This window comes from Dorea sp. D27, from assembly GCF_001185345.1.
Lineage (GTDB): Bacteria > Bacillota > Clostridia > Lachnospirales > Lachnospiraceae > Extibacter.
This window is the reverse complement of the sequence record NZ_KQ236747.1, coordinates 189,649-210,618: the sequence shown is the minus strand read 5'-3', so window position 1 is coordinate 210,618 and position 20,970 is coordinate 189,649. Positions and strand designations below refer to the sequence as shown.

21 protein-coding genes and 1 other annotated feature are annotated in these 20,970 nt (G+C 48.4%); of the genes, 5 read left to right on the top strand and 16 right to left on the bottom strand.

Annotated elements, in window-relative coordinates:
* Window positions 1-51: 51 nt before the first annotated feature.
* Both HMPREF0980_RS16780 and HMPREF0980_RS16775 read left to right on the top strand, forming a co-directional pair.
* A complete protein-coding gene (locus HMPREF0980_RS16780) occupies window positions 52-1,413 on the top strand; it encodes an MATE family efflux transporter (protein ID WP_049730215.1) in 1,362 nt (453 codons plus the stop codon).
* A 66-nt stretch (window positions 1,414-1,479) separates the two neighbouring features.
* The gene (locus HMPREF0980_RS16775) at window positions 1,480-2,094 is read left to right on the top strand and encodes a GNAT family N-acetyltransferase (protein ID WP_049730214.1); all 615 of its coding nucleotides are present in this window, start codon (window positions 1,480-1,482) and stop codon (window positions 2,092-2,094) included.
* A gap of 13 nt (window positions 2,095-2,107) precedes the next feature.
* On the opposite strand, the gene HMPREF0980_RS18770 is transcribed toward HMPREF0980_RS16775, so the two are convergent.
* Window positions 2,108-2,560 carry a GNAT family N-acetyltransferase gene (locus tag HMPREF0980_RS18770; protein WP_084002915.1) on the bottom strand — a complete coding sequence of 151 codons (453 nt, stop codon included), beginning with the start codon at window positions 2,558-2,560 and terminating at the stop codon, window positions 2,108-2,110.
* Window positions 2,561-2,760: 200 nt separating this feature from the next.
* On the opposite strand from HMPREF0980_RS18770, the gene HMPREF0980_RS16765 reads away from it, so the two are divergent.
* Window positions 2,761-4,074: an alpha-amylase family glycosyl hydrolase gene (locus HMPREF0980_RS16765; RefSeq protein WP_049730213.1), complete on the top strand. Its 1,314-nt coding sequence runs from the start codon at window positions 2,761-2,763 to the stop codon at window positions 4,072-4,074.
* Between the two features lie 68 nt (window positions 4,075-4,142).
* On the opposite strand, the gene HMPREF0980_RS16760 is transcribed toward HMPREF0980_RS16765, so the two are convergent.
* From HMPREF0980_RS16760 to HMPREF0980_RS16705, 12 genes are all read right to left on the bottom strand, one after another.
* Window positions 4,143-5,291, bottom strand: coding sequence for a DUF4179 domain-containing protein (locus HMPREF0980_RS16760; RefSeq protein ID WP_049730212.1), 1,149 nt, complete (start codon window positions 5,289-5,291; stop codon window positions 4,143-4,145).
* A gap of 3 nt (window positions 5,292-5,294) precedes the next feature.
* Window positions 5,295-5,843, bottom strand: coding sequence for a sigma-70 family RNA polymerase sigma factor (locus HMPREF0980_RS16755; protein ID WP_049730211.1), 549 nt, complete (start codon window positions 5,841-5,843; stop codon window positions 5,295-5,297).
* A 118-nt stretch (window positions 5,844-5,961) separates the two neighbouring features.
* Window positions 5,962-6,468 carry a flavin reductase family protein gene (locus HMPREF0980_RS16750; protein ID WP_049730210.1) on the bottom strand — a complete coding sequence of 169 codons (507 nt, stop codon included), beginning with the start codon at window positions 6,466-6,468 and terminating at the stop codon, window positions 5,962-5,964.
* A 38-nt stretch (window positions 6,469-6,506) separates the two neighbouring features.
* Entirely contained in the window at window positions 6,507-7,730 is a 1,224-nt protein-coding gene (gene tyrS, locus HMPREF0980_RS16745; protein ID WP_049730209.1) for a tyrosine--tRNA ligase, read from the bottom strand.
* Between the two features lie 125 nt (window positions 7,731-7,855).
* Window positions 7,856-8,115: a binding site (T-box leader), on the bottom strand.
* Window positions 8,116-8,189: 74 nt separating this feature from the next.
* Entirely contained in the window at window positions 8,190-8,900 is a 711-nt protein-coding gene (locus HMPREF0980_RS16740) for a DUF5714 domain-containing protein (RefSeq protein ID WP_049730208.1), read from the bottom strand.
* A 5-nt stretch (window positions 8,901-8,905) separates the two neighbouring features.
* Complete coding sequence (nagA, locus tag HMPREF0980_RS16735; RefSeq protein ID WP_049730207.1) at window positions 8,906-10,030, bottom strand: N-acetylglucosamine-6-phosphate deacetylase; 1,125 nt, start codon at window positions 10,028-10,030, stop codon at window positions 8,906-8,908.
* Between the two features lie 35 nt (window positions 10,031-10,065).
* On the bottom strand, window positions 10,066-10,899 hold the full coding sequence (locus tag HMPREF0980_RS16730) for a MurR/RpiR family transcriptional regulator (protein ID WP_049730206.1): 834 nt from the start codon (window positions 10,897-10,899) through the stop codon (window positions 10,066-10,068).
* Window positions 10,900-10,921: 22 nt separating this feature from the next.
* Window positions 10,922-11,830, bottom strand: coding sequence for an ROK family protein (locus HMPREF0980_RS16725; protein WP_049730205.1), 909 nt, complete (start codon window positions 11,828-11,830; stop codon window positions 10,922-10,924).
* Between the two features lie 166 nt (window positions 11,831-11,996).
* Window positions 11,997-12,449 (bottom strand): NanQ anomerase/TabA/YiaL family protein, encoded by a 453-nt coding sequence (locus tag HMPREF0980_RS16720; protein WP_049730204.1) that lies wholly within the window; start codon window positions 12,447-12,449, stop codon window positions 11,997-11,999.
* A 26-nt stretch (window positions 12,450-12,475) separates the two neighbouring features.
* Window positions 12,476-13,981: a sodium:solute symporter family protein gene (locus tag HMPREF0980_RS16715; RefSeq protein WP_049730203.1), complete on the bottom strand. Its 1,506-nt coding sequence runs from the start codon at window positions 13,979-13,981 to the stop codon at window positions 12,476-12,478.
* A gap of 25 nt (window positions 13,982-14,006) precedes the next feature.
* Window positions 14,007-14,924 (bottom strand): dihydrodipicolinate synthase family protein, encoded by a 918-nt coding sequence (locus HMPREF0980_RS16710; RefSeq protein WP_049730202.1) that lies wholly within the window; start codon window positions 14,922-14,924, stop codon window positions 14,007-14,009.
* A gap of 48 nt (window positions 14,925-14,972) precedes the next feature.
* Complete coding sequence (locus HMPREF0980_RS16705; protein ID WP_049730201.1) at window positions 14,973-15,659, bottom strand: N-acetylmannosamine-6-phosphate 2-epimerase; 687 nt, start codon at window positions 15,657-15,659, stop codon at window positions 14,973-14,975.
* 299 nt (window positions 15,660-15,958) lie between these two features.
* Between HMPREF0980_RS16705 and nagB the strand changes: the two genes are divergently transcribed.
* Complete coding sequence (nagB, locus tag HMPREF0980_RS16700; RefSeq protein WP_049730200.1) at window positions 15,959-16,684, top strand: glucosamine-6-phosphate deaminase; 726 nt, start codon at window positions 15,959-15,961, stop codon at window positions 16,682-16,684.
* Window positions 16,685-16,936: 252 nt separating this feature from the next.
* Entirely contained in the window at window positions 16,937-17,521 is a 585-nt protein-coding gene (locus HMPREF0980_RS16695; protein WP_049730199.1) for a class I SAM-dependent methyltransferase, read from the top strand.
* 269 nt (window positions 17,522-17,790) lie between these two features.
* Here the strand turns inward: HMPREF0980_RS16695 and HMPREF0980_RS16690 are convergent, their stop codons facing one another.
* The 3 genes from HMPREF0980_RS16690 to HMPREF0980_RS16680 all read right to left on the bottom strand — a co-directional run bounded on the left by HMPREF0980_RS16690 (window position 17,791) and on the right by HMPREF0980_RS16680 (window position 20,964).
* The gene (locus tag HMPREF0980_RS16690) at window positions 17,791-19,773 is read right to left on the bottom strand and encodes a sodium-translocating pyrophosphatase (protein ID WP_049730198.1); all 1,983 of its coding nucleotides are present in this window, start codon (window positions 19,771-19,773) and stop codon (window positions 17,791-17,793) included.
* Between the two features lie 154 nt (window positions 19,774-19,927).
* Window positions 19,928-20,689 carry an acyl-CoA dehydratase activase gene (locus tag HMPREF0980_RS16685; RefSeq protein ID WP_049730197.1) on the bottom strand — a complete coding sequence of 254 codons (762 nt, stop codon included), beginning with the start codon at window positions 20,687-20,689 and terminating at the stop codon, window positions 19,928-19,930.
* Window positions 20,690-20,703: 14 nt separating this feature from the next.
* Window positions 20,704-20,964: a putative Se/S carrier protein gene (locus tag HMPREF0980_RS16680; protein WP_049730196.1), complete on the bottom strand. Its 261-nt coding sequence runs from the start codon at window positions 20,962-20,964 to the stop codon at window positions 20,704-20,706.
* Window positions 20,965-20,970 lie beyond the last annotated feature (6 nt).

Below are 20,970 nucleotides of genomic sequence, written 5' to 3'. Positions count from 1 at the left end.
CTTTTTCAGGCTGTTTTATGTTATAATATCTTACCTTGGGGGTATTTGGAAATGAGAAAAAATGTTGATTTATTACATGGACCCGTCTTGTCCTCCCTGACACGGCTGGCCCTGCCGATTATGGCAACCTCACTCGTACAGATGGCTTATAATCTGACAGATATGATATGGATTGGGCGTATCGGAAGCAACGCCGTAGCCGCGGTCGGCGCTGCAGGTATGTACATGTGGCTCTCTAACGGCTTTGCAACGCTTGCGAAGATGGGCGGTCAGGTAAATGTCGGACATGCACTTGGAGCCGGCCAGAAGGCCGACGCTTCACGCTATGCGGCGAATGCGTTCCAGCTCACGGCATTCTGCGGCATCATATACGGGCTTCTCTGTGTTCTGCTGAATGGCCCTCTTATCGGGTTCTTCCGGCTGAACAGCTCTGCCGTCATCGCTGATGCCAGAATTTATCTGCAGGTTACGTGCGGTTTTGTTATATTTTCCTTTTTGAACCAGACATTTACAGGCATACTTACCGCGATTGGCAACAGCCGCTCATCTTTCCTGGCAACCTCGGCGGGCCTTGTCATCAATATCGTGCTCGACCCTGTCCTTATCTTCGGACTCGGCCCTTTCCCCGAGATGGGAGTCATGGGGGCCGCCATTGCTACGGTAATCGCGCAGTTCATTGTTACACTGATGTTCTTTTACTTTGCGTCAAAGGACACGCAGGTATTTCGTAATATGAAGGTCACAGAAAAGCCGAGCAGGAAGTATATGATGCCGGTTATCAAGATTGGGCTGCCGACTTCCATACAGAGTATTATCTTCACTGGCATGTCCATGATTATCGCCCGGCTCGTGGCCGGATACGGGGATGCCGCTATCGCCGTCCAGAAGGTAGGTTCACAGATTGAGTCCATCTCCTGGATGACCGCAGAGGGCTTCGCTGCCGCTGTCAATTCCTTCGTGGCGCAGAACCATGGGGCCGGCAACCGTGCCCGAATCAAGAAGGGATATACTTCAGCCATGGGCGTAGTCCTCGTGTGGGGCGTCATCTGTACGCTGCTGCTCATCCTCTGCCCGGCGCCCATATTCCGTATCTTCATCTCAGAGCCGGACGTCCTGCCGATGGGCGTGGATTATCTCATGATTCTCGGCGTATCACAGCTGTTCATGAGCGTGGAGATTACGACTGCAGGGGCATTCGCAGGCTTTGGACGTACGGTACCGCCGTCCGTCGTCGGCATCGTGCTGACAGCCGCCCGGATTCCTTTTGCCATGCTGCTCACCGGAACGGTGCTCGGACTGAACGGAATCTGGTGGAGCATAACCATCTCCAGCATATGCAAGGGAATCATCCTGCTTATCTGGTTCCTTGTTTTCTTAAAACGAAAGGAACAAAAGGGGCCAGACCCCTCTTAAAAAGGGACAGACCTTCTTCGGGGTCTGGCCCCTTTTATTAAACACCATTCTATGGAGGAACGCTTTATGAACTTAGAAATCAGAGAATTAAGAAAAAAAGATTACAGAAAGGCCATTGCATTTGCCAATACGGGCATGCACTTCAACTGGTATATGGACAGCGAAGTATTGCTGAAGTTATATGGGAGATATTTCTGGTATCTGGAATTGAACAGGGCTACGCAGGTGATCGCAGCATATGCGGAAGATGAACTTGCCGGAGTCCTGCTTGCGGACATGAAGGGAGAAGATAAAAAATATCGTACTTTTGGAAAATTATTCTATGTTAAAGTATTTGATATTCTGCAGCATCTCTTCGCCAAAGACGGAGTGAGCGTTTATGATGAGGCAAACAGGGAACTGTTTTTGCAGTATCGCAGCAGCAAAATCCCGGATGGTGAAATCATCTTTCTGGCCGCCGACCCTGAAAGCACCGCCAGAGGAACCGGCAGCCTGCTGCTCCGCGAATTTGAACGCAGGGAAAAGGGGAAAGAAGTTTTTCTATATACCGATAATGCCTGTACGTATCAGTTTTATGAACACAGGGGATTCGTGCGTGCAGGCGAAAGGGATATCATACTGGAAATCGGTTCTAAGAAAGTGGAACTTCAATGTCTTTTATACAGCAAGCTGACAGGTTAATGCAATCCCATACTCATCTCTTCGCTTTATAATAATATACCATCACTTCGGAGTCGCAGCCATTGTGGTATTGTGGACAAGTAATGCACTTTGTCTCGAAAGGTGCATCTTCCATTGGAACTTCCGTAAAGCCGAACTTCCTGTAGAACCCCGGCACTTTGGCGGTGAGCCAGATTCTGTCTGCCTGCCGTTTTTCTGCCTCATCCATAACCGCGCGGACAAGCCTCTTGCCGTATCCTTTGCCCCTGTATTCTTCCTCGACCGCCACGCATCTGAGAATATATGCCCCTTTGTCATATACGAGGCCCGCAGCGCCGATTCTTCTGCCCGTTTCTTCCTCCAGCAGTTCAAAGCAAGTGAGCAGACCCTCGGGCGCAGGATCTTCCGGGCGGATTTCCAGCCCTGCTCTTACAAAGAGGCCTACAAGTGAAGCATAATCCATCGTACAAATCATCTTCTCAGACATATCGATCTTCCTTTCATTACTCCCTCATATAACGAAGTATCTACCACCAAATATAGTACAGGCTTTGTGCTTTTACAATACTTTTGCCTCCTTTTTCCCATCCCTTTTATATGTTATACTTATTATGGCGTCTGTAACATGCTTCATGTATTGTACAGACTGGCGCCTTGTACATATTTTAAAGAAAGCAGGTATTATTTATGTGGGCTTACAACAGTGTGTTCTATCAAATCTACCCTATCGGCTTCTGCGGGGCTCCGGTATCTAACGACGGAATCTGCGTGCCGCGTATCCTTAAGCTGAAGGAATGGGCCGGTTATCTCGAGGATCTCGGAGTGGACTCGATTATATTGAATCCGATATTCGAGTCTGACAACCACGGATATGATACGAGAGATTATACTAAAATAGACTGCCGTCTCGGCACGAATGACGACTTCAAAGAAGTGTGCGCCTCCCTCCATGCACACGGGATAAAAGTTGTACTGGACGGGGTATTCAACCATGTGGGACGCGGATTCTGGGCATTCAAAGATGTTCAGGAAAAGAAATGGGAGTCCCCTTACAAGGACTGGTTCCATATCAGTTTTGACGGAAACAGCGGATACGATGACGGATTCTGGTACGAGGGATGGGAAGGCCATTTTGAACTCGTCAAGCTGAATCTTCAGAATCCGGCTGTCACGGACTATCTGCTTGGCTGCATACGTGGATGGGTAGATGAATTCGGCATCGACGGGCTGCGTCTCGATGTGGCATACAGCCTGGACCATAATTTTATGAGAAGGCTTCGGTCATATACGACAGAGATGAAACCTGGATTTGCTCTTATAGGTGAAGTCTTGTTCGGGGATTATAATCAGATTGTCAACGATGAGATGCTTCACAGCTGTACGAACTACGAATGCTACAAAGGAATATTTTCCAGCTTCAATTCTATGAACATGTTTGAGATTGCACATTCCCTCCACAGGCAGTACGGCTCTGATCAGTGGTGCCTGTATAGAGGGAAGCACCTCATTACTTTTGTAGACAATCACGATGTGGCGAGGATTGCAAGCATCCTTACAAATAAGAACCATATTCCGCTGGCGTACGGCCTGCTTCTTGGCATGCCGGGAATCCCATGCATCTATTACGGCAGCGAATGGGGGGAACCGGGTGAAAAACAGCCGGATAATGACTATGCCCTGCGGCCATGCTTCGAGCAGCCAAAGCCGAACGAACTGACCGGATACATCAAAAAACTGATTCAAATCCGCCAGAAGAGCGAAGCACTTTGCAGCGGAGATTATAAAAATATAGTTATCCAGAACCATCAGCTCATCTTCGAACGCAGCTCCGGATCCGAACGGATGATAGTTGTCATAAATGCGGCAGACCAGCCATATATAGCTGCCCACAACAGTTTTGAAGGCGATGCCGTGGAATTACTGTCCGGTCAAGAGGTAAAGTTAGAAGGACAGATAAATCTGCCGCCCTACAGCGTACAATATATCAAATTGGGGACGTAACCCTTTTGAGTTTTGTTACGTCCCAAATTGGACTTTGTGGTGTACCTAAATGTGATATGCCCTGTACCCTATTTCGTCGGTATGGTGAATTCTTCACCATACTGGCGGTAGACTGCAGCTGTTTCACCTTCGTCTTTTTGCGGGGAGTAGACGGACAATGCCATGTTTTCCGCTCCTTCTGCCCTCACTTCGTTGACCTGGTACAATTTGAATCTACCGCAGCCGTCTTCGAATGCTCCGTAGTCCTGGAACCATACGATTTCACCCCGGTCATTTTTGCCGCGCAATTCCAGCCTGAGGCCTTTTGTATCACCTGTATAATAGATATATGTTCCTATTTCATTATGCTTATATTCTGTCAGCGTTATCTTTTTTCCATCTGGCAGACTTACTTCCTTATCCAGGGTAACGCTTGTCGTATCTGCCAGGAGCTCGTGCCCGTCCGCTTTGAATGCATATGTCCATTTTCCATCGCTGATTCCGGTGGCGTCCTGGAGTTCTATCCTTGTGGCAATCTCCTTGCTCATATCAAGCTTTCCGCTCTCCAGTTCACACTCATAGACGACCCTGACTTTGCCGTTTTCCGCCTCAACCGGATGGATCAGCTCCATGCCGCTGAGCTTTTCATCATTCATATAGATCTCTGCCACAAGAATCGGGAGTTTCATTTTCTCCATATCTTCTTTTTCCATTGTCTTCTTTAACTCTTTACGCATATCATCAAATGTTCGGTTCTTATTTACATTGACGGCATACCCGCTATTTACATTGTATTTAATGCTTTCCAGCTCTTCTCCTGCCTGCTTTACTATTTTGTCCGGATATTTCTGGGTCAGGGTTATCATTAGCTGACGGTCATCTAAAATTACTGATTCCAGCTTCACTTCTATGCCATCGCTCTCTGTCTTCGTATTGACCACAGTTTCATACGGGGATACGTCTTTTTCCCAGTTGCCGGATGAAAGCCATCTGCTGATACTCTCAGACGCGGATTTCATGGCGGCGTTCACCTGCCCTCTGAACGGGCCTGCTGCCAGTGCCGTTATGCATAGGACCGCGCAGGCAGCACATGCAGCATATATCCGCCTTTTCGGTCCGCGTATTTCCCTTCGCATCTTCTTCTGCCATCTTTTTGATTCCAATTGTGAAAATGTTTCAGACGTATATTGGCCGGTATCAGTCTTGATATCATTCATATAATCGTAAATATTTTTCATCTCCTACACCTCCCTGCTTCCGTACATGGAACGGATACGTTTCTTTCCCCTGGACAGACGGTTGTAGATGACATCTTTTTTCAGTCCGGTCTCCGCACTTACTTCATCCAAATCCTTCTCTTCCATATAAAGCTTGATAAAAATTGCTCTGTCCGTCTCGTTCAGGCAATCAAGCATCTGCTCCAGCTCCTCGGATATCTCCTGCTCCGCAATATGTTCCAGCTCCTCGTCGGCCTTCGGAATATCCATATCGTCAATATTCTCAAATGTAATTTCCCGGTAGTATTTTCTGAGGAAATCCAATGCCTTATATCTGGCAATCCCAGCGCACCAGTTTCTGAAACTGCTTTTTTCCATGTTGAAACTGCCGATATTCCTCCAGATTCCGAGAAATACATCGTTGAGGCACTCTTCCTGATAGTCTTTCAAAAGTCTGAGACGTGTACATACTATAGCATTCAGCATACCGCCATATTCACTTATCACATACATGAGCGCCTTCTCATCGTGCTTTTTCAGCTGCTCTACATAATTGCTTTCCGTTATCTTCATAGTTTCTACCCCGCGCAGGTGTATCGTCCCTACACTTATTACTTCGCACAAAAGCAGGGAAATCTATCAAAAAAGGATGTTGATTTGAATATTACACTCGAATCAACATCCTTTTCCATTATTTTACTAAAACTTTTGTAATCTCTGCAATATACATCGTATGATAGTCCGCCTCCGGATACCATTTTGTATCACATTCCGTTTCTATGAAACATTCGGGATACATTTCCTGTGCATACAGCTTTTTACAGACGAATATCATCTCCGCCTCTTCCACTGCCGCAGAATCATCTACATAGTACGGATGAAGGCCGGCTTCCTTCCACTTATCCTCCACGTCGCGTCCCGACACGGCTCCACATACGTTCAGCGCTTTACGCTGCTCCTGGGGAAGGAAAGATATGGTAAATGTGTCATTCATATCCACAAATTCCTTCGTATATCTCTGGGGCCGTATATACGCAGTCACTACCGGCTTTCCCCACATGATTCCGACACCGCCCCAGCTTGCGGTCATCGTGTTGGATTTGAGTTCATCTCCCGCAGTGATAAGCATCCACTGCTTTGATATCTTCTCGAACGGATTAAAGCTCAGATCTTCGATTGCAGTTTCTTTAAACGCCATCATACATTCCTCCTTCTAGCGGCCATCTGCCGTTAAAACTATTTTAACACAATCTTGCGGAAATGTTTCTTGCCTTTTTTTAATATCATGCCTTCTCCCGCAAATGCATCTGAAGCAAATACTTCCTGGATGTCCGTGACCTTCTCTCCGTCCACAGCCACGCCCCCCTGCTGTACCGCACGTCTCGCTTCTGATTTGGACGGCACGAGGCCACTCTTTAGCAGAAGTGTAAGGATATCGATGCATCCATCATCAAAATCAGCGGCTGTTATCTCTGCCGTGGGCATCTGTGCGGCGGCTCCCTGGCTGAACAGCGCTTTTGCAGACTCCTGCGCTTTGTCCGCCTCTTCTTCGCCATGAACGAGCTTTGTCAGTTCGTAGGCAAGAATTTCTTTGGCAGTGTTCAACTGTGCGCCTTCCCAGGAATCCATCTTGTCAATCTCTTCCAGCGGCAGGAACGTCAGCATACGAATACATTTCAGCACATCCGTATCCCCAACATTTCTCCAATACTGGTAGAAGTCAAACGGAGAAGTCTTTTCCGGATCAAGCCATACCGCGCCGTTCTGCGTCTTGCCCATCTTCTTTCCCTCTGAGTTCAGAAGCAGCGTGATGGTCATCGCACATGCGTTCTTTCCAAGCTTCCGGCGGATAAGTTCAGTTCCTCCAAGCATGTTGGCCCACTGATCATCACCGCCAAACTGCATGTTGCACCCATAATTCTGGTACAGCATGTAGAAATCAAAGCTCTGCATAATCATATAGTTGAACTCAAGGAAAGTAAGTCCCTTCTCCATCCTCTGCTTGTAGCATTCCGCAGCCAGCATCCGGTTGACAGAAAAGTGCGGGCCAATCTCGCGGAGCATATCGATATAGTTCAGATCCAGCAGCCAGTCTGCATTGTTCACCATGAGCGCCTTGCCTTCTGAAAAGTCAATAAACTTGCTCATCTGCCTTTTGAAACAGTCACAGTTGTGCTGTATCGTCTCCGGCGTCATCATGGAACGCATGTCCGTCCTCCCGGACGGGTCCCCGATATAGCCAGTCCCTCCGCCGATAAGGGCAATCGGCTTATTGCCGGCATCCTGCAGCCTCTTCATCAGGCAGAGCGCCATAAAGTGCCCTACATGAAGGCTGTCCGCCGTCGGGTCAAACCCGATATAAAACGTCGCCTTCCCATTGTTAATCAGTTCTCTGATCTCTTCCTCATCCGTAACCTGTGCAATCAGACCTCTCGCCTGCAATTCCTCATAAATTCCCATCGCTTATCTCTCCTTATAAAATTTAAAATTGTCAGATAATATCGTGAATTAGCAAAGGGGTCAGACCCCTATGGCCATAGGGGTCTGACCCCTTTGCTAATTCCGACAAAAAACCTCGTCCCTATAGAAAGGACGAGGTCTAATTCCCGTGATACCACCTTGATTCACCTGAAGCTTACGCTTCCGGTCTCTGAAAGCTGCACTTCATACAGCTTATGCACGTTAACGCATGCCTTGCGTCACAGCCTACTCTCCTCCCGATAACGAGGTTTCGGTGTGCGGCTCCAAGATGTATTCACCGTCTGCTCTTTCATGCGCCTCTCATCTTCCGGCTGCTTTCTGTATGGGTGTGCGGACCGCTACTTCTTCTTTTCAAAGCCTTTGTTCATTATCTTATCTTGCTTGTCTGAAATGGTAACGTATTTCTGTTTTTTTGTCAAGAAGTAATTTCAAACCGAGCTATTTCTGTGCAGAGGGATGGTACGGGCAGCTCTGCCCCAGGCACTGTTTGTTTTCCATGAAAAATCCACATTCTATCTTCTGCGGAAGCTCCATCTCTGTGTCAAATGCCTCCTTCACCATTGCAGCTGCTTCTTTTACGGCAGTAAAGCAGTCCCGTTTGCAGCAACGCGGACCGCCAAGCACGGCAATCGCCTCAAGCGCCCTTGCCGTCATCCGGTTGGACAGCTGCCAGGATCTGCCCGTCAGGGGTGTCGCCTTTGTGACGATGCTCATGAATATCCCTGTACTGACTGCCGCGCCGCAGCAGCCCCACATACCGCACACCCCGCCAGGCACTTCCTCACCTCTCGCCCTCATCTCCTCAAGGGCCGCTGATAAGTCAATATTCCCGCCGCAGTTATGATAGGCTGCCAGAAGAGCAGCGCCTGCCATCACATGGTGCTCCGGCCCGTGCATGTATATGAACGGGTTCTGCATCATCTCCTGCATGATGGCTATCGGATTGCGTGAAGCCGTCCTTTTGCACGTATCTGATATCACTTCAATCCCTTTTTCAGCATGGCAGCGGTCGCAGACATAGTGTCCGTCTGTACAGGCAGAACGGCTTTCAAAGCATTGCCCGCACAGAGCACATTCCAGCTTTATCGCTTTGTCATAGTATTCAAGATCTCTTCCGCAGACGAGGCAGGCCCCTTCTCTTCTGTACATTTCTTCTATATCCTTTTCCCATCTTTGATGACAGCCTTCAGGTTCAGGTCCTTGTCAAGCAATACCACATTGCCCTTCTTGCCCGGTGTGATAGAACCATACTTGCCGTACTCTCCAAGGCTTTTTGCCGGATTCATCGTCGCGCACGCAACAGCGGTCTCGAGCGGTATCCCCATCTCTTTTACCACCGTACGCAGGCAGTCCATAAGATTCGTAGCCGAACCTGCCAGAGCGCCGTCTGATACCAGTGTCGCCCGGTTGCCTGTCACATCTACCGCAAGGCCGCCGAGCGTGTATTCTCCGTCCGGCATGCCTGTTGCACGCATACTGTCGCTGATTAAGATAATCCGGTCAGCGCCGAGCATCTTGAACGTGGCGCGCACGACAGACGGATGGATATGCACGCCGTCACAGATCAGCTCTGCCATGACGTGCCCGCTGTCCGATACGGCTCCGATGACGCCCGGTGCCCGGTGTGTAAACGGCGGCATCGCATTGTAGAGGTGTACGGCATGGCATGCGCCTTTATCATAGGCCGCCTTTGCATCATCATATCCCGCATTCGTATGCGCCAGGGATACGTTCACTTCATCCTTCACCTGCTCGACAAATTCCAGCGCCCCCTCTTCCTCCGGCGCCACGCCGACGTACTTGATGAGCCCCTGCGCCGCGGCCTGGAAACGTCGGAATATATCCTTGCTGCACGGGATGATATATGTCGCATCCTGGGCCCCCTTTTTCACCTTGCTGATAAACGGCCCTTCCATATTTACTCCAATGAGGTCCGCACCGTCTACTGCCTCCTTTTTGTATGCGGCGGCAGTAGCGAGAATCTCCTCAAGCGTCTCCACCGGAAGCGTCATCGTAGCCGGGGACATGGCCGTCACGCCGACAGAGGCTTCATACTTTGCAATCTCACGAATCGCTTCCTTCGTGCCATCGCAGAAATCATAGCCTTTGCACCCGTGAAAATGAATATCGATAAGACCAGGTATGGCATAGCAGCCTTCTCCGTCTATGACCTCCCCTGCCTCCCCTTCTCCCTCGGATATGAGGCCGTCCCTGATAATAATCTCACCGTCTTCAAATGTCTTTTCCTCTGTAAACACTTTTACATTCTTAATTAACATACCTTTTCTCCTCTCTATGTGAATGTTCCTCTCTTTTATATATATTTCTCAGGCTTATCCTTCTGCAGCGCCCGCAGCGTATTGTCATGCAGCGTCTCTTTCTCGTACTTGTCCTGTTCCAGATAATAGGAATAGATAATGTCCAGCATCACGAGTATCGGAAACTGGGGTGAGATAACATTTCCGTGGTTCAGATGCTTAAGAGACGGGATGAGCAGCACCTCGTCACAGAACTTGTCGAACGCCTCGTTGTTCTTGGCCGTCACCAGCACGGTCTTCGCTCCTCTTCCATGGGCCTCCCTCAGCAGATACAGCACTTCTTCTTTCTCACCGCTTATGCTGATGCCGAATACGAGACATGTTTCATTCTGAAATACTGCCTGCATGCGCATCAGGTCGCTGTCCTGTATGGAATCGATGTCAACACCGATACGCATAAACCTGAGCTTCATCTCCCTCGCGGCCAGCCCGGAGCTCCCCATACCGCAGACGAACACTCTGGCCGCCCGGTTCAGGTAACGGCTGATTCTGGCAACCTGCACTTCATCCACAAGACTGTACGTCTTATTCAGCAGCTCCTGGTATACGTTCAGTACCATTCTCGTATTGCCAGTGATAGATTCCTTCTTCTCTACAAATGTCTCTTCATACTGATAGACGAACTCCCGATACCCCCGATAACCGCACTTCTTGGCAAATCTGGAAAGGGAAGCCTCGGATACAAAGAGCAGCTCGGCGACCGCCCGGGCAGAAAAGTCCATCTTCTTCCTGTTCTGGATGAAAAAGTCTGCAATGTTCTTTTCCACGGTCGTAAAATTATCATAGTTAGATTCGATTAACGGTACTACAGACTTCACATAATATTCCATGACCCACCAGCCTTATCTCTGCCTAATCTCCCACTTTCTGTACCTTTTCGGACTGCTTCCCCCTGAAGTGGTAAAAGGCTCCAAGCATCCCGGCTTCATTCCTGTGCTTCGCAAAGCATATCGTCGTATGGTCCGCCACGCTCGGAATAAGATACCGGGCAGCGGCGGCCTCTATCTTCTCTTTCAGATAATCCTCCTGCGCCATGATGCCTCCCCCGAGCACTACGGTCTGGGGATTCAGCACATAGCAGATATTGGCGATTCCCATGCCAAGAATATCTACCATCTCATCTATCGCCCCGGCGCACACTTCATCCCCCTTTTCGGCACCCTCGAAAATGCGGTAGCCGTTCCAGTGTTCCACAGGCTCCCCTTTTCTGTCTGCCACTTTTTTCGTCAGTATGCTGGCCGCGCCGAGTGTCTGGAAATCACTGCCCCACATATGCATATATCCGACTTCACAGGCGCTGTTGCTAAAACCATGGTATACTTTGCCGTCCAATATGATACAGCCGCCGATTCCGGTTCCGATCGTAAGCATAAGCGTGCTTCTGCTGCCCACGGCCGCACCGGACACGGACTCTGCAAGACCCGCACAGTTCACGTCATTTTCCACTTCACACGGAATCCCGAACCGCTCTTCCAGTACCTCTTTGAACCGCGTACCAGCGTAATCCGGTATGAGCGGGGCGGCATGGAAGATTTCTCCCTTCTTTGTATCTACCATTCCGGCGGTAGATATGCATATGCCGTCCATTTCTTCCTGATTCACAAATTCCCCAACGATGTCTGACGCTTTGCCCAGTATAGAAGGACCGCCTTTCCAGGCCTCCGTCTTCTTCTCGCGCTTCGTGCATATATGGCCGCTTTCATCAATGACTCCATATTTGATAGCCGTACCGCCTATATCTATGCTTACATATTTTTTCATATAATCTCCTAAGCCTCTTTGCCACTGTTATCATTATAATATAAGACAATATTTTCTGCAATCTCCTGCCCCTGCATATCCGCCGCCCCGACGCTGCCACGGACTTCTCCTCCATGTCCGAAGGGGCCAGGCCCCCGCTGGCGCAGAAGCCTGACCCTCCTCTTCTTTAATGAATGCGTACTTTGAATATGGCCTTTTTGATTGCCGCAGGCTCACCTGCCTTAACTGCCGTACGGTGTGCATCGTGTGGATAGCAGATAAGGAAATCGCCCTCGTCAAGCACTACATGGCCATTCTTGTCCCCATCCATAGGAAGGAAATCATCCGCAGGCACATAATCTTTCTGATCCATATTTTCGATAAAGTTTACATCTATCTGTTCCGGACCTGTCAGCATAACGTGTATATCCAGATAGTCCCTGTGCGCTTCCCAGAACCGGTCCGCGGCTTCTGTCGTCGTATACTCTGCGATATTGACGAACAGCCTGTCTCCATCTATCTCATGACTCCCCTTTTCAAATGCTTTTAAATCATGTTCTCTGGCATAGGCAAAACATTCTTTTACCTGGCTCTCCAGGAACGTATATTCCTCTATATTACGGATATTTCCAAAAATCATGTCTGCGGACTCCTCCTTTTCTCTCACTAATTTTTAAATACGGTCGTATCCGGCGCAGGAGTGCTGTCGTCACCCTTTACTTTTCTCCAGATAAGGCTTGCCGGTATACCCACCACAAGTGATACCGCAATGGAGATGAGGGAATAAGACCAGATAGATACGCTTCCTGCAGGCGCAAAATATTTGATACCTACCATGACGGCAGACGCTGCTATGAACGCTGCAACCGCCCCAAATGTGTTGGCCTTCTTCGTAAATGCTCCAAGAATAAATGTCCCGACGAGAATACCGAGTACAAGTCCCATAAAACCGTTGAACCATTCATATGCGGACTTCACGCCGCCGTTTGCCAGCACCATGGCAACGGCGATGGCAAATATACCGACGATGAGTGACACGTACTGTCCGATCTTCGTCTGCTTCTCAAAGCTTAATTCCTTCTTCGTAAGCCTTGCCTGGATGTCCAAAGTCCAGCTGGATGCCACGGAGTTGAGTCCGGTAGACAGCGTGGACTGTGATGCCGCATAGATGGCCGCCAGCAGAAGTCCCGTGATACCTACCGGAAGCTCGAATGCGATATAGGACGCAAATATCTGATCCTGTGCCGCTGCCGGAGGAAGCGCGTTCTGCTGATAGAACACGTACAGTCCTGTACCGATAAGGTAGAATACTGTCGCGATGAAGATGGAAAGTGCTCCATTCGTGAGCATCATCTTATTCAGCTTTTTCGTATCGGTCGTTGTCGTAAAACGTTGTACGATATCCTGGCTGGATACGTAGGAACCCATCGTATTGAGCCCGGCTCCTACAATCATGATAAACACGCTGTCTTTTAATATATTTATGTCAAATATAGGCTGGTCCACTGCGAGGAACTTGTGCTCCGCCGAGAAGGAATGGAAGATAGCACCGATTCCACCGTCGATATTGGCGAGCAGGAATATAAGGGCAAAGGTTACGCCTATCAGAAGGACTGAACCCTGGATGAAATCGGTCCAGAGCACGGACTTGAGCCCTCCTGTGTATGAGTAGATGATGGCTATGACACCCATGATGATGATGAGCACGTTTACGCTGATTCCCGTCAGGCTTCCAAGTACCATGCACGGCAGATACATGATGATGGACATACGTCCGACCTGGTAGATGATGAACATGACCGCACCTAGCACGCGCAGCCCTTTGCTCCCAAACCGCAGCTCCAGATAATGGTACGCCGTATCGATATCCAGTCTGCTGTATATCGGAAGGAAATATCTGATCGTAAGCGGGATTGCCAGCAGCATACCGAGCTGGGCGAACCACATGATCCATGTCCCTGCATATGAGTTACCTGCAAGAGACAGGAAGGATATGGGGCTTAACAAAGTTGCAAAGATAGATACGGAAGTCACCCACCACGGCACAGTCCCGTCCCCTTTAAAATATTCTTTCCCCTTCATCTCTCTTTTGGCAAAATGAAGGCCGGCGAATAATACCGCTGCCAAATATACAATCAGAATAACCAAATCAATGACTGTAAAACCCTGCATCTTCTCTTCCTCCTAAAGTATAATCCTATAGATATTTCGCTTTCGCATCTGTAATCATCTGGGCCGCCTCTTTTACGACGGCCATATCCTCTCTGGCAAGAGAAGGCAGCGGCTTACGCACTCCGCCGAGCACAAGGCCTTCATTTAGCTTAAGGATTTCTTTGATGACGCCGTACATATTGCCGTGTGCAGAACACATCTTGTAGATGATAGAATTGATGTCATACTGCAATACCCCCGCCTCTTCCATCTTGCCTGCACGCACAAGTTCATCCAGCTTAAGGAACAGCTCCGGCATCGCTCCGTACGTTCCGCCGATACCCCCTTCTGCACCGATGACGCGCCCGCTCATGAACTGTTCGTCCGGCCCGTTGAAGATGATATAATCCTCTCCCGCAGCAGCTTTGAACATCTGGATATCCTGTACCGGCATAGATGAGTTCTTCACGCCGATGACTCTGGGATTCTTTCTCATCTCTGCAAACAGGTTCATCGTAAGAACCACGCCAGCGAGCTGAGGTATGTTATAGATGACAAAATCTGTATTCGGGGCGGCAGCACTGATATCGTTCCAATATTCAGCTATGGCATACTCAGGCAGGCGGAAATAAATCGGCGGAATCGCGGCTATGGCATCTACGCCAAGGCTTTCCGCATGGGCTGCCAGCACCTTGCTGTCTTCCGTATTGTTACAGGCAACATGTGCAATGACGGTCAGCTTCCCCTGTGCGGCCTCCATCACATTTTCCAGGACAGTCTTCTTGTCTTCTACGCTCTGGTAGATGCATTCTCCTGATGAGCCGTTCACGTATACGCCTTTGACACCCTTGCTCACAAAATAACGTGTCAGCGCCTGTACACCTTCCGGGCTGATGTTGCCGGCCTCATCATAACAGGCATAAAATGCTGGTATAACTCCTTTGTACTTGTCCAGATTTCTCATAATACATTTCTCCTTTTACTTAAATATCTCAGTTATATTGTTACCTGTCTATTCCAATACATCCGCAAATGATTTCGTAATCAGCTGGGGCCTTGTAATGATGGAACCAACTACTACGGCAAAAGCGCCGAGTTCAATCACTCTCTTTGCCTTTTCAGGTGTGTTGATATTGCCCTCTGCGATAACAGGGTGCTTTACTTTTGCTATGATTTCTCTCAAAACCTCAAAATCATTTTCCTCTATTTTCAGATGTCTGCTCTGTTTTGTATAGCCGACCATCGTCGTCCCGATAAAGTCAAATCCGAGCTCATCCGCGTGAACAGCCTCTTCCACGGTGGAGCAGTCTGCCATGAGCAGCTGGTCAGGATATCGTTCCTTTACCTGTGCAAAAAATTCATCCAGCGTTACGCCGCCCGGTCTCATGTCCTTTGTCGCGTCCATGGCGATAATCTCGGGCTTCACTTCCATCAGCTCTTCCATCTCTTTCATGGTGGGCGTGATGTATACCCCGCAGCCCTCATAATCTCTCTTCACGATTCCGATGACCGGAAGCTCTACCTGTGACTTTATCTCAGCAATATCCTCTTTTGTATTCGCACGAATTCCGGAAGCCCCTCCTTCTCTGGCAGCCAGCGCCATTCTTCCCATGATAAATGAAGAATGCAGCGGTTCATGCGGAAGTGCCTGGCAGGATACTATCAGTTTTCCCTCTAATTGTTTCACTCTTTCATCCATGTTCCTCTTCCTCCTTGCTCTGTCTGATATAAAGTATAGGCCTACATGTTTTTATTTTCAATACATCACAGATGTTCTGAAAGTTCTTTCATCTTTTTCCTTTTAACATGTCTCTATGAACGTTATTTTATGCATTCTTTTGTTAAAATTGCACAATGACACGTACCTTCTTTCGATTCCATATTTATTTGTTGAAATCTGCTCACTTGTTGCTATACTAATTAGTAGAGGAATAGCTCCTTGCAGCTGGCCGTTTCAGGCTGTACTTATATCAAAAAAGAAAGGAAATGGAGAAAACTATGAAAATTTACAGAGCAAAAGACTATGAGGACATGAGCCGCAAGGCCGCCAATATCATCTCTTCCGAGGTGATACTGAAGCCGGACTGCGTGCTCGGTCTTGCTACAGGATCCACGCCAATCGGTACGTACAAGCACCTGATTCAATCTTATGAAAACGGAGATCTGGATTTCTCTGACGTTACAAGCGTCAACCTGGATGAATACAAGGGGCTCGGTCCTGACCATGACCAGAGCTACCGTTACTTTATGAACCATAACCTGTTTGACCATATCAACATCGACAAGACACGTACTTTCGTGCCCGATGGGCTGGAAGCTGATTCCGGCAAGGCTTGCCAGGCATACAATGACATTATCGCAGGCTGCGGAGGCATCGACCTGCAGCTGCTCGGCCTCGGTCATAACGGACATATCGGTTTTAACGAACCGGCCGACGAATTTGAAAAAGAGACGCACTGCGTAGACCTGACAGAGAGCACGATAGAAGCTAACAAACGCTTCTTCGCCTCAGAAGCGGATGTACCAAGGCAGGCATACACGATGGGAATCAAAACCATCATGCAGGCTCGGAAAGTTCTCGTAGTCGTAAGCGGAAGCGACAAGGCCGATATCCTTGCCAAAGTTGTGAACGGCCCCGTGACGCCGGCCGTGCCGGCGTCAATCCTGCAGATGCACAATGATGTGATTGTCGTAGCCGACGAAGCAGCACTGAGTAAAATGTAGTCATATAACATTCATTTGGGACGTAGCCTTTTTGAAAAAGGTTACGTCCCAAATTGGATTCTGCATAAAAAAAACAGAATACTGCTTCGATACGACCCGTGGAAGAATGATTTACTTTTATTTTAATCCGGAGCGGTTCTGGAAATATATCAGGCCCGTACGGAAATATTAACATCGCAATATAGAACTACATGTGATACAATCAAGCTGTCTACAAGAAACAATATTCTTAATGATCTGGGAGGTGTACGGTTGAAAGATCTCTACGAGGAGTTCGCCTATGACTACGATGAATTTGGAAGCATTGAGAATTACCTTGGGCGTGAAAGGTCATTTTTCCAGCAGTTATTTACCGAATACAATGTTGAATGTGATTTCAGGTATCTGGAGCGGGCATTTGCAGAACAGTTTGACGCTGTCGTCTGCCTTACGACATCACTGCCCCATCTGCATACCGATGAAGACCTTGTCACGGCACTCCAGTCCATGAAGGACCGGTTAAGAACGAATGGCCTGCTCGTGTTGACCCAGGGTACGACACCTTATACATTGTCACTTCCACCCATAGAAGTCGTTGTGAACAGAGAGGATTTTTCCCGGATATTTGTGAAGGAACATGACAATCAGTTTCAGACGATACACGTTATCGATCTGTATCATTCAAAAGAACGGCTGGAAAGCAGCCGATATGATATCGTCTATAAGATTATACTGGATGACGATTACAGGCGGCTTCTGTCAGAAGCCGGATTTGGTAATATACAGATATATGGCGACTATGACAGAAGCCCTTATAGCGAAGAAAGCAGACGACTCATTGTTGTCGCACAGGGATAAAAGAAGTAATGTGATTTCTATATGATGTATTTTTGTTATTACGTTACGCCATGCCAATCGGATGTCGAGCAAAGATTAGGACGCAAAAATATGTCATACATTCTTTCAAAACACGGGGACACCCAGCGATTGCGTCAAACGCTGAACTAACTGCAGAAATAATCACTAAATTTATAAACAGTTAAGGCCATTACTATTTGTATAAATGATTACGATTACTAAAAAAGGCACAGGGCAGCTTATTCCGCTGCCCTGTGCCTTTTATCTTCTTATAATATTCCGCCTATTGACAAGAACAGTGGCGCAAATACAAGCGACACGATTGTCATCAGCTTAATCAGTATATTGATAGACGGACCAGACGTATCCTTAAACGGATCGCCGACCGTATCGCCGACAACTGCCGCTTTATGGGCCTCGCTGCCCTTTCCTCCGTGGTTGCCGTCTTCGATATATTTCTTTGCATTATCCCATGCACCTCCGGCATTGGACATAAAGATTGCCATGAGCACGCCTGTTACAAGAGCACCCGTAAGCAGACCTCCAAGCGCCGCAGGCCCGAGCACGATTCCAATGATAAGCGGAGCCGCCACCGCCATGATGCCAGGTACGAGCATCTCTTTCAAAGCTGCTGTCGTTGATATGGCAACGCATGATTTATAGTCTGGCTTTGTCGTTCCTTCCATAATACCGGGCATGGACTTGAACTGCCGCCTTACTTCCTCAATCATCTGATAGGCCGCCTTGGAGACAGACTGCATCGTCATAGAGGAAAACAGGAACGGAAGCATGCCTCCGATAAACAGGCCTATGATTACCCGGTTGTTCAGTATATCTATCGTCTTAAGGTTCACTGCCTCCGCATATGATACGAACAGCGCAAGTGCCGTAAGGGCCGCTGAACCGATGGCGAAGCCTTTGCCTATGGCTGCCGTCGTATTGCCGACCGCATCCAGCTTATCTGTAATTTTACGCACATCCGGATCCAGGCCGGACATCTCTGCGATACCGCCCGCGTTGTCTGCTATCGGACCGTATGCATCCACGGCAACCGTAATCGCTGTAGTGGAAAGCATGCCTACCGCTGCAAGCGCGATGCCATAGAGACCGCACACCTGGTATGCGACGAAGATGCCGACACAGATGAACAGAATCGGGACTGCCGTAGATTTCATGCCGACTGCCAGACCGCTTATGATTGTCGTAGCCGCCCCGGTCTCGGACTGCTCACTTATCTCCTTCACCGACTTGTAATCACCGGAAGTATATACTTCCGTGATGATGCCGATGAGCAGACCTACGACAAGTCCTGCCACGATGGCGATAGCAGCTTTAAAATCTCCAAAAAAGTAATTACTGAATATAAATGCCACCACAACGACAATTACACTTGTGGCGTATGTTCCCATCTTCAATGCTTTATGTGGATTAGACTTCTCATCTCCTCTGACAAAAAATGTACCCAGAATAGATCCCACAAGACCAAGACCGGCTATGATAAGCGGAAATATGGCTCCCGGAGCCTTAAAATAGACGATTCCAAGTGTGAGCGCTGATATCAGTGCTCCGACATAAGATTCGAACAAGTCGGCACCCATACCCGCCACATCACCCACATTATCACCTACATTATCAGCGATAACCGCGGGATTACGCGGGTCATCTTCCGGAATCCCGGCTTCCACCTTACCTACGAGATCTGCTCCTACATCGGCCGCCTTCGTATAGATTCCTCCTCCGACACGTGCGAAAAGTGCGATGCTAGATGCACCAAGGCTGAATCCGGACAGCACTTCCACATTGCCGGTAATCAGGTATATTACGCTCACTCCGAGCACTCCGAGCCCTGCCACGCACATTCCCATGACTGCTCCTCCGGAAAATGCGATGGAAAGTGCTTTGTTCATGCCGCTTGTCTTAGCCGCATTGGCTGTCCTTACATTTGCCTTCGTCGCAACCTGCATACCAAAATACCCTGCCAGCGTAGAGAATAATGCCCCCACCACGAAGCACACCGCCGTTATCCAGTTGCCGATTCCAACACCAATCAGCACGAACAGAACAGCCACGAAGAATACAAGTATCTTGTATTCTGCCGTCAGAAACGCTTTGGCACCGTCACTGATTGCGCCGGCAATTTCTTTCATCTTGTCGGTTCCTTCTTCCTGTCTGCTTACTTTGGCCGCGAGATATGCGGCAAAAAGCAAAGCAAGAACCCCAAAAACAGGAACCAGCTTCAACAACATTTCCATAATTTTCAATCCTCCCACAGATTTGATAAGTAATTATATATTATCACAAATACACTTCTTGTATAGCCTTTTTTCGGATTTAAGCGGTTTTCCTCAAAATATTTTTGCCGATTTGAAGAAATTATTGCATTTTATACAATTGAAAAGAAGTCAATTATCTTGACTTCTCCTCTGCTAAAAATGCCGCTCCGAGTGCTCCGGCATATCTTCCATATTCTGTCGGTTCCACCGTCTGTCCTACCTTATCGGACAGAATCTTTGTAAAATAGCTGCTGCCGCTTAGGCCTCCTGTCAATATGGCTCTTGTCGGGAGGTCCTTCTTTCTGCACAGCTGGGCCACCTTAGCTGCTACCGAATCTACGACTCCTGCCGCTATATCTTCCCTTTTACGGCCCTCCCCGATATAGTTGATGACCTCGGACTCTGCAAATACGGTGCAGAGAGAGCTTATGGAAAGAACTTCTCCGGTCTCCGCCAGATCAAATAATTCCTGCAAAGCGATGCCGAGCCTGTTGGCCATAATTTCTAGAAACTTCCCTGTCCCTGCAGAACATTTGTCATTCATGAGGAAGTCCTGTACCATCCCGTTCCGGACGATAATTACCTTCGTATCCTGTCCCCCCACGTCTATGACGGCACAGTCATTTCCTGCAATCTCGCGTCCGCCCCTTGCATGGCATGTTATCTCTGTGATGACATAATCTGCAAATTCTACAGCCACACGCCCATAGCCCGTAGCTACGACCTTTGTCTCCTCCGACAGGACATCAATCCCGTCTTCTTTCAGCTTATCCTTAATTGCCAGCGAGGTCTCTTTGCTGCTCCATCCGGTCGGGAGGACAAAGCAATTATCCGCACCGCCTCTCACCACCACCTTAGAGGCAGTTGAACCGATATCAATCCCTACATAATCCATAATCCGAACTCCATTTAACAATATTTGTCCCTGTTGGGATTTATATCCCTTACGATTTCCACGATATCCAGTATATCTATATCGTGTACCGCGATACAGCTTTTCACCGTTTCTATATCATCCTTTTCAATCAGCAGAGATATGCCGCAGCATTTGCTCGCGGACCGGGGAGTCGGTGCGATGACTGCCCTGACCCCCTCTGCCTTAAGCTCCTTATGTAATCTCATGCCATTGTCGTGATTCGGAAATAATACGTAATGCTGTGTCTTATTCATCAAACC